Origin of the sequence: Aeromicrobium sp. PE09-221, assembly GCF_002174305.1 — a bacterium.
Lineage (GTDB): Bacteria > Actinomycetota > Actinomycetes > Propionibacteriales > Nocardioidaceae > Aeromicrobium.
Genome location: NZ_MIJB01000024.1, coordinates 155301 through 170391 on the forward strand (window position 1 = coordinate 155301; position 15091 = coordinate 170391).

The following is a 15091-nucleotide window of genomic DNA, read 5'->3' on the forward strand; positions in this document are numbered from 1 at the left end:
CGTGCAGTGAGTAAGTCACCAGAATGTTCCCCGCATAAGCGGGGATGAGACCGCAGTAGCGACAAGTGTCTTTTCAAAGAACTTGAGGGAGTATGTCACTCCCTCCTTTTTCCCTTGACTTGGACCTCTTTAGCGGACTACCTTCTCGCACATATATCGACGGGAGTCTCCGCATGAACAGAAACAACGTGATAGTCATTGAGTATTGGCGCCAAGGCGAGGAGACCCTTGAAGCCACCCAGGAGAAGCCCAGGACACATCGACGCAGCACCGAGGGCTTCAGAATCACCGCTCCGCACACCGGCAGCACGGACTCGTGACGGGCAAGTGGAGTCTTTGGGGGAAGACGGGTGAGGGGGACTCGTGGTTGCCGCTGATGCAGCACCTTCACGACTCCGCCGATGTCGCTGAGCGGCTGTGGGACCACTGGCTCGCGGCCTCGATCAAGCAGCGTCTCGCTGAATGGTGTGGCAGCCCCGACGCGGCTAGGGCTCTCGCGATATTCCTGGCAGCTAGCCACGACTGCGGCAAGACAACGCCGGCTTTCCAGGCGAAGGGCCCCGGGCACCTTCAAGAACAGACCCTTGCGGCCGGATTCGATTTTCACCCCCTCATCGTTCGCCGTGCGAGCCAACTGCCCCATGGCATCGCCGGTCACCAAGCTCTCCGGGTCTGGCTCGCGGATCGCCACGAGTGGGAACGTTCCGAGGCGAACACGCTCGCCTGTGTCATCGGTGGGCACCACGGAGTGTTCCCCGAGTCGAGCCACCCCGCGCTCGCCCGACCCGTCAGTATCACCGATCTCATGGGCGACGGGCCGTGGGCGGAAGCACGCTTGGAGATCTTCGACGAGATGAGTCTCCGCGCCGGGATCGATCCTCACCTCGACATCGGGCGAGAGCATCCGATCCCAGGGCCCGCGCAGTCCCTGCTCACCGCGATCGTCATCGTCGCCGACTGGATCGCCAGCGACGAGAGCCTCTTCCCCTACCAACAGGCGACGGAACAACGCGCCGCCGACGCCTGGCGCGCCCTCGACCTCCCCGAACCCTGGCTCGCCTCACTCCCCCGCGATGCCAACGAGGCTCTGCAAGCCCGCTTCGACCTCCCTGAGGATGCGGCCGCACGACCCGTCCAACAAGCGACCCTCGAGGTCGTCGACGACCTCGACGAGCCGGGTCTCGTCATCGTCGAGGCGGCGATGGGCACCGGCAAGACCGAGGCCGCGCTCCTGGCGGCCGAACGTCTCGCCGAGCGCTTCGGGCTCAATGGCGTCTACTTCGCCCTCCCGTCGATGGCGACCAGCGACGCGATCTTCTCCCGCCTCCACAGCTGGGTCGAGCGTCTAGACGTGCCCGAGGGGTACCGCGCGCCCCTCTTCCTCGCCCACAGCCGCGCCGCGCTGAACGACGAGTACCGGGGCATCGCCCCGAACGGCACCTTCCGCGATCTCGACCATGACGAGGAATGCGGCACCAGCACCGCCACCGTCCACGAATGGCTGTCCGGCCGCAAGAAGGGACTGCTCGCCACCTTCGCCGTCGGCACCATCGACCAGGTACTGATGATGGCGCTGCAGAGCCGGCACCTGGTGCTGCGTCACCTCGGACTCACCAGCAAGGTCGTCGTCATCGACGAGGTCCACGCCACCGATGTCTACATGAGCGAGTTTCTGGAACGCGCCATCGAATGGCTCGGCGCCTACCGGGTCCCGGTGATCCTGCTCTCCGCGACCCTGCCGCCACGCAAACGCGCCACACTCCTGCAGGCGTACCTCCGCGGCCGCCACGGCCAGGACACGCCCGAGGTCGACACCGCGCTCCTGCGTCGTCGCGACTACCCGTTGATCACCGCCACCACGGGCAACAACGTAACGGCTCGCACGGCAGAGACGGGGGTGTCCTCTCCACTCACCGTCCACGGCCTCGCGGAGGATGACGCCTCTCTCGACGCCTTGCTCGACGAGCGCCTCTCCGAGGGCGGATGCGCCGTGATCATCCGCAACACCGTCGGCCGCGCGCAGGAGACCTTCACGCGTCTCCGCGAGCGTTACGGCGACGAGGTCACCCTCATCCACTCACGCTTCATCGCCACCGCTCGCCGCGACAAGGAAGGCGAACTCCTCCGCAGGTTCGGCGCGCCCGGACCCCAGGCAGAACGGCCACGCCGCCACATCGTCGTCGCGACGCAGGTGGTGGAGCAGTCCCTCGATGTGGACTTCGACCTGATGGTGACCGATCTGGCCCCCGTCGACCTGGTACTCCAACGGGCAGGCCGACTCCATCGCCACGATCGCGAGCGCCCCGATGCTCTGAAGAGCCCTGCACTCTGGGTCACCGGCGTCTCCTGGGGTGCTGACGGCCTGCCGATTCTCGAACGGGGCGCGGCGGCGATCTACGGGCAGGACGCGCTGTTGCGCGCCCTCGTCACGCTCGGGCTCCCCGGCACCGCCACCTTCTCGCTACCCGGGGATATCCCACGGCTCGTCCACCATGCCTATGGGGATGACATCGTCTTTCCCCGCGCCTGGGACGAAATCGTCGAACGCGCCTCCAACGACGCCCGCAAGTGCGACGATCACCGGCAGCGGAACGCACGGCAGTTCCGTATCGCCGATCCTTCCCAGCCCACGCTCATGGGCTGGACGAGGCAGGCACAGATGCTGCGGGACGACCCCGCCAACGAGACACGTGGGAAGGCTGCCGTGCGCGATGGCCAGGACTCCATCGAGGTGATCGTCGTGCGGCGACTGTCCGACGAATTAGTCGCCCGGTGGAACGCCGGACCGGACGATCCACCGATCCCCACGCAATCCGCACCCGGTCCGGACATCGCGCGGGCTGTCAGCGCCGATACCGTCCAGCTCCCGCCGATGCTCACCTTCCCGGGCCGCGATCTCGACACCATCGAGGCACTGGAGAAGACCTTCTACCCCGGCTGGCAGGCCTCCGGCTGGTTGAACGGCCAGTTAATTCTGGAAATCGACGAAAAAGGTCAGTGCCTTCTGGGAGACTTCGTAGCTCACTACGACGACGAGATAGGACTCACCGTGAGGGCTCGGAAGGACCGCGAATGACGACCTCGTTCAATCTCGTGGACGAGCCTTGGCTCCTCGCGCAAGACCTCGACGATGTCGAGCACCTGGTATCTCTGCGCGAGCTGTTCTCTGATGCTGGCGAGTACCGGCAGCTGCTGGGGGACCTGCCGACGCAGACCTTCGCCGTGTATCGACTGCTGCTCGCAATACTCCACCGTGCCGCGCGCCCGGACGCGGGTCGTTGGAACTCCTGGTGGCGGAACAAAGAACTACCTGTTGACGAGGTGCTCCGCTACCTGGATCAGCACCACGACCGATTCGACCTGCTCCACCCGGAGCATCCGTTCTACCAGGTGGCGGGACTCCACACGTCCAAGAACGAGTTCACCGAGCTGACCCGATTGATCGGCGATGCGGGGTCGGACTACCTCAGCACCAAGTCGGGCGAGGCCACGACTTCCATCCCCCTCGCCGAGGCGGCCCGCTGGGTGGTGCACTGCCAGGCCTTCGATGTCTCCGGCATCAAGAGCGGAGCAGTCGGCGATCCACGAGTCAAGGGCGGGAAGGGCTACCCGATCGGCGTCGGTGCGACCGGGCAGATCGGCGGCATCCTGGTGGAAGGGGTGACTCTCCTCGAGACGCTGCTGCTCAATCTGGTTCCCCAAGAAGACGACTCCGACGACTACGCGGCCTGGGAGCTCGACGGCTGGGAGGCCGCACCGCGGTTCCCCGACAGCGAGACGGCTCCTTACCGTCCGCGCGGCCGGGCCCAGATCCTCACCTGGCAGACCCGCCGTATCCGCCTCCAAGTCGAGGAAGATCGGGCGACCGGCGTGCTGATCGCCAATGGCGACCGTTTCAGCCCGGTCAACCTCGAACGCCACGAGGTCATGACGTCGTGGCGGGAGAGCAAGCCGCAAGCACAGAAACTCAAGATTCCCCTGGCGCTCATGCCGCGCGGTCACGTCCCTGGACGTGAGATCTGGCGCGGACTCGAAGCGCTCCTCTCCTCGGGCAGCAAACCCGGAAACCTGGAATGGGTCGAGTCCCGAGTCGGCGAGGAGGTCGTCTCGGAGCACTTCGTGCCGCGGGTCCGAACCATCGGCATGGACTACATCAACAATGCCTCCATCACCGGCGAGGTCATCGACGACGAGCTGGCGCTCCCGGTCCGTGTCCTCCGTGAGGTGCGGCCCGAGCTGACCCAGGTGGTCCTCAAGGCTGTGAAAGACGCAGACACCTGTGCACAGGCCTATGCCAATCTCGTCGCCAACCTGCAACGTGCAGCCGGTGGGGACGGCACCTCCCGCGAAGGTGCGCGCGAACGTCTCTACGGCGTGCTCGATGAACCCTTCCGCGTGTGGCTGGAGGGACTCGGCCGTCCGGACGTCACCCCCATCAGTGCCGAGGTGGCGTGGTCTCGAAAGCTCCTGGACATCTCCCTAAAGGCGGGCAGCGAAGCCGTGCGCGCCGCCGGGGAGAAGGCGTGGGTCGGACGGTCCGTCAACGGCCAGCACCTCGACTCGGGCCTCGCCGAGGTCTGGTTCCGTTCCGCCATCCGCAAGATCGTGGATTCTGACTCGTTGGAGGACAGAGGATGACCGACGAACTACCCGCCCGTATCGGCGCCTACTGCCGGGTGCTCGCTCAGGACTACCAGAAGAACACCGCCCGCGCGGTGGCCGATCTCGCCATCTTGCGCCGGGGTCTCGGTAAGCGACCCGGTGACGATCTCGCCTCATGGGGAATCATCCTGCGAGCTGCGGGCCACACACTCAATGAGCACACAGAGTCCCCCACGCGCCGCGAGTGGGCCGCGCACACGGCATTGACCCTCTTCGCCTATCACCAGCAGTCGGAGCGCAGCCGCCCCATGCACCGTGAGAGCGTCTCGATCGGCTCCGCGTGCCGTGCGCTCATCAAGGCATCGGGCGAGTCCTCGGAAGAGCCCATCCGTCGCCGCTTCCACGCACTGGGCACCTCCACGTCCATCGCCGAACTCTCCCACCACGCCCGATCCATCGTCGGTCTGCTTCGCGCCGAGGACATCGCGATGGATTACGCCCGCTTCACCCGGGACCTCATCAGCTGGCAGTACCCCGACGCCGCGGCCAACGTCCGGCTGCGCTGGGGACGGGACTTCTACCGACTCCCCTCGAACGACGACCCCATCGACGAAGGAACCTCCGCATGACCAAGCTCTTCCTGGACCTTCACGTCCTGCAGACCGTGCCCCCGAGCAATGTCAACAGGGACGACACCGGCAGTCCCAAGTCCGCGATGTTCGGGGGCAGCCGCCGTGCTCGCGTCTCCAGCCAGGCCTGGAAGCGGGCGGTACGTCTGGACTTCCAGGAGTACCTCAGCCCGGAAAAGCTCGGCGTGCGCAGCAAGCGGCTGATCGAGCGCATCGGCGAGGGCATCGCCGCACACGCCCCGGAGTTGGAAGAGCAGTCCGAAGAGCTCGCCCAGAAGCTGCTCGACAAGCTTGGCCTGAAGGCCGAGAAGCCCAAACGGAACGCGAAGGGCGAGGACGACGAGGAGGATCCCTCGGCCGAGCTTCAGTACCTGGTCTTCCTCAGCAATCAGCAGATCCGCAACCTCGCCGAGTACGCGGCCACCACCGCGCAAGCCGGCGAAGAGCCGACCAAGAAAGCGGCACTCGCCATCGCCAAGGTCGACCATTCGATCGATGTTGCGCTGTTCGGCCGCATGGTGGCCGACCTCACCGATCTCAAAGTCGATGCCGCCGCGCAAGTCGCACATGCGATCAGCGTGCATCCCGTTGAGACGGAATTCGACTACTTCACCGCCGTCGACGACATTGAGAACGACGCCCATGCCGGTGCCGGCATGATCGGCACCATCGAGTTCAACTCCTCGACTCTCTACCGCTACGCCACCGTCAACATCCCGGCGTTGTTGGAGACGCTCGGCGACGAGACCGCGCTGACTGAGGCCATCGAGGCGTTCATCATCTCCTTCGTGCGCAGCATGCCGACCGGGAAGCAGAACACCTTCGCCCATCGGACCCTTCCGCATGCGGTGGTGGCGACGCTGCGCACCGACCAGCCGATCAATCTGGTAGGTGCCTTCGAGTCTCCCGCTCGCGCTCACGGAGGGGTGACCGTGCTGAGAGCGGCAGCCTCCCAGCTCGCCGAACATGCCCAGCGTCTCGACGAGACCTATCTGGCTCCGGGCGCCGAGGCCCCGAAGCAATGGGTGGTCACCGCACATGCCGACGCCGAGCCGTTGGCGGCCCTCGGTGAGCACGTGCCGATGACCGAGCTACTCAGCGGCGTACGCGAGGCGGTGGCCAACGCCGTGTCGTCATCGTGAGCACTCTGCTCCTGCTGCTCACCGGCCCGCTGCAGGCCTGGGGAGACAGCAGCAGATTCGCCCAGCGCACCACCAACCGCGAGCCCACCAAGAGCGGCGTGATCGGTCTGGTGGCCGCAGCACAAGGACGTCGGCGCACCGACTCGCTCGAAGACCTGCTGATGCTGCGCTTCGGCGTCCGGGTCGATGCGCCCGGAGAGATCATGCGTGACTTCCAGACCGCCCGCCAAGTCGACGGCAAGTCGCTGCCGCTGACCTACCGGTACTACCTCTCAGACGCCACCTTCGTGGCAGGGCTCGAGGGGCCCGAGGAGTTGCTCACCGCCCTCGACGGTCATCTGCGGTCGCCGGAGTTCCCGCTTTACCTCGGTCGGCGTTCGTGCCCTCCGTCACGACCGGTGGCGCTGGGTGTCAGCGATATGTCACTGGAAGAGGCGCTCCGCGCCGAGCGCTGGCGGGCTTCCGAGGTGCAACAGAAACGGACCCGTGCCCGGGAAGTCAAACTCCGGATGGTGCTCGACGCCGAGCCCGGATTCGATGGCATCACCCAGCGTGATGTGCCGGTGAGCTTCGACCCCGAACACCGCCAGTACGCCTGGCGCACGGTCACCGATGCGGAGCCGGTGACCGTGATCAACAGGCACGGTCGCGACGACTACCACGACCCCATGGCCGAGCTGGGAGGCTGAGTGTTCCTGACACATATGCGGCTGAATCCGTCCCGTGGCGGAACCCGCCGACTCCTCGCCTCCCCACAGCGCATCCACGCGGCGGTCCTGGCAGGCATCCCCGATCATCGCGATGACGAACGCGTCCTCTGGCGCATCGATCAACCCGCGAACCACGATGTGAATCTCCTGGTCACCAGCGAGCGGCAGCCCGATTTCACCGGTCTGATCGAGCAGGCAGGATGGCCGGCACGACCGGACATCACCTGGACCACTCGAGATTACGACCAGCTGCTGAATCGGCTCGCATCCGGCCAGACCTGGCAGTTCCGCCTGCGCGGCAATCCGGTGATCCGTCGACGTGACGACACCGGGCGTATTCACACCATCCCCCACCTGACCGCACGTCAGCAGCGGGACTGGCTGGTGGCGCGGGCTGAGCGGGTCGGGGTGCGGTTCGTTCCCGATGAGAATGACGAGCCCCAGGTCATCGTCAGCGAGCGCCGTACCGAATCGTTCACCCGCTACGCCAGCGCGAAGGGTCGCCACGTCACCCTCGCCACTGCCCGATTCGACGGCCTGCTGGAGGTCACCGACCCTGAGGCGCTGCGCACGGCCTTGAGTGCCGGTATCGGCCGCGCCAAGGCCTACGGGTGCGGTCTGCTCACCCTCATCACACCACGGTGACCCGACATGCGCGAGATTCCCGGAGCACCACCCCCGAACCTCGGTGACCTGACGCGAGCCCAGGACCGCATCAGCTTCATCTACCTCGAACGGTGTGTCGTCCACCGGGACAGCAACGCCATCACCGCCACCGATGAGCGGGGCACCATCCACATTCCTGCTGCCTCCTTAGGCGCCCTCCTGCTCGGACCGGGCACCAATGTCAGCCACCAGGCGATGATGCTTCTGGCGGAGTCCGGCTCCACCGCCGTCTGGGTGGGCGAGCAAGGAGTCCGTTACTACGCGCACGGACGCACCCTCACCCAGTCCTCGCGACTGCTCGACGCGCAGGCCAAGCTCGTGACCAACCAATCATCACGGCTCCGCGTCGCCCGCGATATGTACGCCATGCGCTTCCCGGAGGACGAAGGTCTCGACCAGCTGACGATGCAACAGCTCCGTGGACGCGAGGGCGCACGAGTCAAGCGCCTGTACAAGGCACACTCCGAGCGGACCGGAGTCACCTGGGATCGCCGCGAATACGATCTCGCCGATTTCGAGGGTGGCTCCGTGGTCAATCAGGCGCTCTCTGCCGCCAACACGTCGCTCTACGGAGTGGTGCACGCGGTCATCGTGGCTCTGGGATGCTCCCCGGGCCTAGGCTTCGTTCACACCGGCCACGAACGGTCCTTCGTCTACGACATCGCCGATCTCTATAAGGCGGAGATCACCGTGCCCGCGGCCTTCGATGTCGCCGCGGATCCCGATCTTCACGACGACATCCCTGCGGCCTCGCGCCACGCGGTCCGCGATCGCCTCCGCGACGGACGTCTGCTGATCCGATGCGTCCGAGACATCCGTCAGTTACTCCTACCGGATGAGGACGCCGACGATGACGCACTCTGGTCGAGCAATGTCGTGAGCATCTGGGATGGCGCGGACCGCTCCGTCGCCGGAGGACAGAACTATGAGGCGGACTGGTGATCGTCGTCGTCCTCACCGTCGTGCCGGAGCGACTGCGCGGCGACCTCACGAGATGGCTCCTCGAGATCAGCCCAGGCGTCTACGTTGGTGTCGCCTCCGCTCGCGTGCGGGAACGCCTGTGGGGACGCATCATCGAACTCAGCGCCACCGGACGGGCCATCATGGTCTACTCGGCCCGCAACGAGCAGCGTTTGAAGTTCAAAGTTCTGCGGCACCACTGGGAACCAGTGGACCTCGACGGCGTCACGCTTATGAGACGCCCCGCCGATGACGGCGAGCGCACGACGGAGGCGCCTCGCGGCTGGAGCTCCGCCTCGAAGAGACGCCGTTTCGCGCGCTGATCGCACCCCTTCACACCAGGCCCGCCTCGCGGGCGACGATCGCCGCCTGGACGCGCGAGGAGCAGCCGAGCTTCGCGAGGACCCGTGAGACATGCGTCTTGGCCGTGGCCTCGGTGATCGCGAGAGCCGAGGCGAGGTCGGCGTTCGAGAGTCCCTGTCCGAGAGCCACCAGCACCTCGCGCTCCCGGTCTGTAAGCCCGTCGATCAGGGCCGAGGGCATCGCCGGTCGCGCGGGAGCCTGTTCGGCGAAGGCGCGGAGTGTCCTGCGGGTCACCTCCGGCGCCAACACTCCCTCGCCCGCCGCGACCCGCCGGACCGCGTCGACCAGCGTGGGCGCATCCGCCGTCTTGAGCAGGAACCCCGCGGCGCCCGCACGCAGGGCACCGAACACGTACTCGTCCACATCGAAGGTGGTGAGCACGAGGACATCCGCCAAGGACTCGCCGACGATGGAGGCCGTGGCCTCGATCCCGTCGATCCCAGGCATGCGGATATCCATCAAGACGACATCGGGGCGCAGGGCCCGGGCGTTGACGAGCGCAGCCGCCCCGTCCCCGGCCTCTCCCACCACCTCGATCCCGTCGGCATCGTCCAAGATGAGGCGCAAACCCGAACGGATGGCGGCGTGGTCGTCCGCGACGAGCACTCGCGTCGTCATCTCATCTCCTCCAGCGGGATGACGGCACTGACCCGCCAGCGCCGACCATCGACACCCTCGCACCATCCGGCCTCGAAGGTGCCGCCCAGGGCTTCGGCGCGCTCACGCATCGTCAACAGACCGATGCCGCCCGACTCGGACACCTCAGGTGGCGACGATCCCTCCCACGCTCCCCCGAGGACCTCGACGTTCAACGCACCACGGTTCCTCGTGACGGTCGCCCTCACCTCGCCGCCGCCGTGCTTCAACTCATTGGTCAACGACTCCTGCACGATCCGATACGCGGCCTGATCGACGGCAGCGGGCAACGACGACATCTGCGGTCTCGCCGCCACCTCGACCCGCAAGCCCTGTCCGGCGAATCCCTCGACGAGCTCGTCAAGCTCGTTCAGCCGAGCCGGCGAGGTCGAGGGGTCCGCGCCCGTGCGCAACAGTCCGATCATCGATCGCATCTCGCGCAAGGCCAGCACGCTCGCAGAACGGATCGCTCGCAACCCCTGCTCATGACGCTCCGGGCTCGCATTCGGGGTCGCGAGAATGCTCTCGGACTGGATGGCGATCGTCGACAGCTGACCCGCAAGCGCGTCATGGAGGTCGCGGGCCATCTGCGTGCGTTCCTCGCGCACCACCTCCTCGCTGCGCAACTCTGCCAATCGCTCCAGATCGCGGGCACGCTCCGCCGCCATCTCCGCCAGTTCCGTCTGATGACGCACCGAACGCCCCCACCACAACGGTGTTCCCAGCACCGCGAACACGGCGAGGCCGACGAGGAGGCTCACCTGCGGATCACCCGAGACGACGAACGTAGTGATCGCCGTGGCAGGCACCAGCACGCCCACCCCCAGCTCGAGTCGGCGCACCCATCCCGCCGGGGCCCGGAGGGCGGCGGCGTAGACCAGATCGAAGAAGCCGAGAAGGACCCCGATGCTGCCCCCCATCGCGACATCGGCACCGAAGATGACCGCTCCGGCTGCCAGGGCCGCGAGCGGATGGTGCCGCTTGAACACCATCACCAGACAGATCGCCAGCAGTGGCAACAGATACAACCAGCGGGTGTCGCCCGGAAGCCCCGGGGACCGGCCACCGGTGTTGACGAGACCGACCGCCACGAAGGCGCTGCCGGCAGCGAACGTGAGGAGGGCATCTCCGATGTCGCGACGACGTTCGGTCGCGCGCACCCGATCGCGCCACAACGCGCCGATGGTCTCCACGCCCCCATCCCAGCACATCCGGGTCATGACGAGGTCGGTCGAAGGATGTAGACCGATGCGCATGTCGTCCATCTCTTGTCCGACGTCAGCACTGCCGAGGCGCCGGAGACTGGCCCCATGACGCCAGAACTCCTCGCGCCGCTCGGGGTACTCGCTCTCATCGACTCGACGAGCTTCGGGACACTGCTGATCCCGATCTGGTTCCTGCTGACCCCCGGCCGTCTGCGTGCTGGACGAGTCCTGGTATTCCTCACGACGGTCGCCGGCTTCTACCTCGCGGTGGGCATTCTGCTCGTCGCTGGCCTCGACACCTTCATCGGCGACCTCGATGCCTTCCTCGACCATCCGGCGGCCGCACGCGTCCAACTCGCCATCGGCGCGACCCTGCTGGTGTGGAGCTTCTTCATCGGCAAGAAGAAGGAGCCTGGTGAGCAGGGAAGGCCCGGCCGGCTCATGCGCTGGCGGTCACGGGTCATGGCCGATGGCGGCGGAATCCTGGCGCTCATCGGCATCGCCCTCGCGGCCGCGCTCGTCGAGGTAGCCACGATGCTGCCCTATCTCGCAGCTACCGGCCTCATCAGCACAGCGGACCTCAGCTGGGCGGAACGGCTCCTGCTGCTCGCGGCCTACTGCTTCATCATGATCCTGCCCGCACTCGTGCTGACCGCCCTGCGACTCACAGCACGCGGGATCATCGAGCCGTTGCTGCAACGCATCGCTCGATGGATGGAGAAGAACGGCGGCGAGACGACGGCCTGGATCGTGGGCATCGTCGGGTTCCTCATCGCACGCGACGCGCTCAACCGCGTGCCGGAGGTACTCGACTTCCTCTCCTCCCTCTGAGTCCTCCGCATCGGCTTCGTCGCCCGCTGTTCACCTGCCTGCGTCGAGGACGTCACCTGAGAAGCGCACCGTGAGGAACATGACGACTGAACCGACCGAAGGCACCATCACCGGGATCGTCGACGGGACCCGCCGGGTTCGCGTCAACGGCCACCGGGGCCAGAGCTTCACGGCACCGGAGAACACCCTCCCCGCTATGCTCGACGCCGCCACGCTGGGAGCCGATGGCATCGAGTTCGACGTGCACATGACCGCCGACGGCCACGTGGTGGGCCTCCACGATCAGACCCTGCGGCGCACCACCGACGTGGAACGTGTCTTCCCCCATCGGGTGGAGGATCCGGTCTGGAGCTTCACAGCGTCCGAGATCGCCCGACTCGATGCCGGAGCGTGGAAAGGGCCCCTCTGGGCGGGCACTCCACTCCCCTTCATCGCCGACATCCTCAAGGCCTTCCGCGACCGGCCGCAGGCCCTCTGCATCGAGTTGAAGGCCACCCCCGTCGATCCCGTCCATCTCGCCGGCGTACTCGCTGCCACCGTCGGCCGAAGACCGAAGGTGACCTTCCTGAGCTTCCAGCGACCACTGATCGATGCGGTTCGTCGCGCGATCCCGGGTGCGAGGACGGCTTTGGCCGCCGTCCGCCGTCCGAGCACGGCCGATCTGGAGAGCTACGACGAGTTCCATCTCGACGCGACCCTGCTCACGAGCCGCGTCATCGACCGCATCCACGACCGCGGGAAGACCGTCACCGCGTGGACCGTCGACTCCCCTCATATCGCAAGACGCCTCGCCGGGATGGGCGTCGACGCCATCACCACCAACCGGGTCGACATCATCCGCCGGGAGCTCGACGCGACCAAGTGAACTCGTCCTAGCGGAGCTCGCGGCAGCCCCACACGAGAAAAAGCACGCCGGCTCGTGACTCGGGCGGTGAGCCATCACGCATTTCAACCGGCAAACTGCGGGATAACGCACCGCCCGGACACGTCACGCGTAGCCGCCTGCATCGCCGCCAAGGAGTGACGTCCCTTCCCCGCTCGTGCGGGGAGCACTGGCGGGTCATCCGGGCTATCGCGTCATCCTTCGGATCATCCCCGCTCGTGCGGGGAGCACCTCGGGCCCTGGTGGTCGACCCCTCGGCGTGGGGGATCATCCCCGCTCGTGCGGGGAGCACGACGCGATCTTGTCGATGCCTGCGAAGAAGACGGGATCATCCCCGCTCGTGCGGGGAGCACCTCATTCATGGGGTAGGTCCTCTCGATTCGTCGGGATCATCCCCGCTCGTGCGGGGAGCACCGGTTTGCGACGGCTGGCAACGTCGATCACCGCGGATCATCCCCGCTCGTGCGGGGAGCACGGCGACGTTCTCGTCAACGGTCTCGCGTTCGGCGGATCATCCCCGCTCGTGCGGGGAGCACAATGAAGAAGAGCGTCGGAGCAAGACGACCACCGGATCATCCCCGCTCGTGCGGGGAGCACGTCATGAGCGCCTCGTTCGCGGGCCGTCACTGGGGATCATCCCCGCTCGTGCGGGGAGCACTGCCTGTGGAGGCGTATGGTCGCTGGTGAACGGGGATCATCCCCGCTCGTGCGGGGAGCACTTCTCGCGATTGCCTAAGAGCTTCACTGCGGAGGGATCATCCCCGCTCGTGCGGGGAGCACTTCGGCGGATCGGCCTCGGCGGCCGGTAAGACCGGATCATCCCCGCTCGTGCGGGGAGCACAATGTCACGGCGTATCGGGTGGCCTGGGGAGTGGGATCATCCCCGCTCGTGCGGGGAGCACCACTGGTGCCTGCCGAGGGTCAGCAGGGGCAGGGGATCATCCCCGCTCGTGCGGGGAGCACAGCTCATGACGAACCGATGCAAGCCATGCCGAGGGATCATCCCCGCTCGTGCGGGGAGCACCCTGCTGCCAAGCCGGAACAGGGATCGACGGCGGGATCATCCCCGCTCGTGCGGGGAGCACACTTGCTGACCTGCGCAAACAGACAGCGTTCACCGGTTTCGGCATCACTTTTCTACCACGCCCCGATCACTCACGGGACCCGTTTGGGGTGGGTGTGGATGGACGCAGAAAGTGTCAGCAGGTTGCCCTAAAGTGGGAACCAGATCGAACACCAGTTCGACATCAAGGCGTTTCACTGTCAGGGGGTGAACAGAGATGGTCGCAGTACTCAACGAGACCACACCATTGGGTGCGGAGCTTGCCGCGTTGCAGGGGGTGATCGACCGTCTCGACCCCCTCGTCCGCGCCGGACTCACTCCCGCCGACGCGCAACAGTTGAGTGCCGCGGTCGGTCGGGTCAAGAACCGACTCGACGCGTTGGCTGTGCGGGCGGCGCGGGTGATCCACGACAGCCGCCTCGCCCGCCGCCACGGCGCCGCCTCGACCGGAGACCTGCTCGGCAGGGATCTGGGCAATGACCGTTCTGCCGGAAACCGGCTCCTCGGAGTAGCGAGAGATGTTCCCGAGGAGTCGTTGACTGATCAGGCGCTCTCTTCCGGTGATCTGACGTTGAATCAGGCCCGGATCATCACCGACGGACTCAACAACCTCCCCACCAACACCACACCCGAACAGCGGGCCCTGGCTGAACAGGCCCTGATTGCCGACGCCCGCCGGTTTACGCCCAAGGACCTGCGGGCGCGGGCGGATCGGATCGCCGACCAATGGGCCGACAAGACCACCGTCGACCGCCACGAATCCGAGCTCCTGGTCGAGCGGGAGCAGCACGCCTGGGAACAGACGAGACTGTCCATGTGGGCGAACGGGGACGGCACCACCTCGGGTCGTTTCACCATCCCCGACGCGCAGGCAGCCATGCTCAAGACCGTGCTCGACGCGTACGCCTCACCGCGCCGTGCGTCCATGCTCGGACGCGAGATCGACGACTACGCGACCCGGGTCGGTCAGGGATTCTGTGAGCTGATCGAACGAGTCCCCACCGACCGGCTGCCGAACCACGGCGGAAACAACGTCCTGGTCACCGTCAACATGAACCTCGACGACCTCCAACAGCGCATCGAGGACGCCGCACCGGGCACCATCACCACCGACGGCACCCGCCTCTCGCCCGGACAGACCCGCAGGCTGGCATGTGATGCGAAGTTACTGCCGCAGGTGTTCGGTGGGGAATCGGTTCCGCTCGACCTCGGACGCGAAGAACGCTTATTCACTCGATATCAGCGGATCGCGATCGCCAACCGCGACGGCGGCTGCGCCGCACCCGACTGCGATCGCCCACCAGGATGGTGCGAAGCACACCACGGAGACAGAACCTGGGCAGACGGCGGCACCACCAACCTCAAAGACGCCATCCCCGTCTGCGCCGAACATCACCGACA

General features: G+C 66.4%; 13 protein-coding genes and 1 CRISPR repeat array. Of the genes, 11 read left to right on the forward strand and 2 right to left on the reverse strand.

Features of this window, described 5'->3' with window-relative positions:
- Positions 1 to 316 precede the first annotated feature (316 nt).
- Genes cas3 through cas2e form a run of 8 tightly spaced genes read left to right on the forward strand, consistent with a single transcriptional unit; the run spans position 317 to position 9032 of the window.
- The gene (gene cas3 / locus BHE97_RS13235; RefSeq protein ID WP_272896913.1) at positions 317 to 3076 is read left to right on the forward strand and encodes a CRISPR-associated helicase Cas3'; all 2760 of its coding nucleotides are present in this window, start codon (positions 317 to 319) and stop codon (positions 3074 to 3076) included.
- Complete coding sequence (casA, locus tag BHE97_RS13240) at positions 3073 to 4638, forward strand: type I-E CRISPR-associated protein Cse1/CasA (protein ID WP_087624512.1); 1566 nt, start codon at positions 3073 to 3075, stop codon at positions 4636 to 4638. Before cas3 ends, casA begins: the two co-directional genes overlap by 4 nt.
- The gene (gene casB, locus BHE97_RS13245) at positions 4635 to 5231 is read left to right on the forward strand and encodes a type I-E CRISPR-associated protein Cse2/CasB (RefSeq protein WP_087624513.1); all 597 of its coding nucleotides are present in this window, start codon (positions 4635 to 4637) and stop codon (positions 5229 to 5231) included. Before casA ends, casB begins: the two co-directional genes overlap by 4 nt.
- The gene (cas7e, locus tag BHE97_RS13250) at positions 5228 to 6373 is read left to right on the forward strand and encodes a type I-E CRISPR-associated protein Cas7/Cse4/CasC (protein WP_087624514.1); all 1146 of its coding nucleotides are present in this window, start codon (positions 5228 to 5230) and stop codon (positions 6371 to 6373) included. The genes casB and cas7e overlap by 4 nt, the downstream gene beginning before the upstream one ends.
- A complete protein-coding gene (cas5e, locus tag BHE97_RS13255; protein ID WP_087624515.1) occupies positions 6370 to 7062 on the forward strand; it encodes a type I-E CRISPR-associated protein Cas5/CasD in 693 nt (230 codons plus the stop codon). Before cas7e ends, cas5e begins: the two co-directional genes overlap by 4 nt.
- Positions 7063 to 7728 carry a type I-E CRISPR-associated protein Cas6/Cse3/CasE gene (gene cas6e / locus BHE97_RS13260; RefSeq protein ID WP_087624516.1) on the forward strand — a complete coding sequence of 222 codons (666 nt, stop codon included), beginning with the start codon at positions 7063 to 7065 and terminating at the stop codon, positions 7726 to 7728. It abuts the gene before it with no gap.
- A gap of 6 nt (positions 7729 to 7734) precedes the next feature.
- Positions 7735 to 8691 carry a type I-E CRISPR-associated endonuclease Cas1e gene (cas1e, locus tag BHE97_RS13265; protein WP_087624517.1) on the forward strand — a complete coding sequence of 319 codons (957 nt, stop codon included), beginning with the start codon at positions 7735 to 7737 and terminating at the stop codon, positions 8689 to 8691.
- Positions 8688 to 9032: a type I-E CRISPR-associated endoribonuclease Cas2e gene (gene cas2e, locus BHE97_RS13270; protein ID WP_087624518.1), complete on the forward strand. Its 345-nt coding sequence runs from the start codon at positions 8688 to 8690 to the stop codon at positions 9030 to 9032. The genes cas1e and cas2e overlap by 4 nt, the downstream gene beginning before the upstream one ends.
- Positions 9033 to 9042: 10 nt before the next feature.
- On the opposite strand, the gene BHE97_RS13275 is transcribed toward cas2e, so the two are convergent.
- The gene (locus BHE97_RS13275) at positions 9043 to 9690 is read right to left on the reverse strand and encodes a response regulator transcription factor (RefSeq protein ID WP_087624519.1); all 648 of its coding nucleotides are present in this window, start codon (positions 9688 to 9690) and stop codon (positions 9043 to 9045) included.
- Positions 9687 to 10964 carry a histidine kinase gene (locus BHE97_RS13280; RefSeq protein ID WP_170931418.1) on the reverse strand — a complete coding sequence of 426 codons (1278 nt, stop codon included), beginning with the start codon at positions 10962 to 10964 and terminating at the stop codon, positions 9687 to 9689. Before BHE97_RS13280 ends, BHE97_RS13275 begins: the two co-directional genes overlap by 4 nt.
- A gap of 54 nt (positions 10965 to 11018) precedes the next feature.
- Between BHE97_RS13280 and BHE97_RS13285 the strand changes: the two genes are divergently transcribed.
- The 3 genes from BHE97_RS13285 to BHE97_RS13295 all read left to right on the forward strand — a co-directional run.
- The gene (locus tag BHE97_RS13285; protein ID WP_087624521.1) at positions 11019 to 11744 is read left to right on the forward strand and encodes a GAP family protein; all 726 of its coding nucleotides are present in this window, start codon (positions 11019 to 11021) and stop codon (positions 11742 to 11744) included.
- 79 nt (positions 11745 to 11823) lie between these two features.
- Positions 11824 to 12609 (forward strand): glycerophosphodiester phosphodiesterase family protein, encoded by a 786-nt coding sequence (locus tag BHE97_RS13290; RefSeq protein ID WP_087624522.1) that lies wholly within the window; start codon positions 11824 to 11826, stop codon positions 12607 to 12609.
- A 160-nt stretch (positions 12610 to 12769) separates the two neighbouring features.
- A CRISPR array of direct repeats spans positions 12770 to 13712; the repeat unit is 28 nt; unit sequence GGATCATCCCCGCTCGTGCGGGGAGCAC.
- Between the two features lie 195 nt (positions 13713 to 13907).
- Positions 13908 to 15091, forward strand: a 1184-nt coding sequence (locus tag BHE97_RS13295) for an HNH endonuclease signature motif containing protein (RefSeq protein ID WP_087624523.1), incomplete at its 3' end; no start/stop codon positions are given.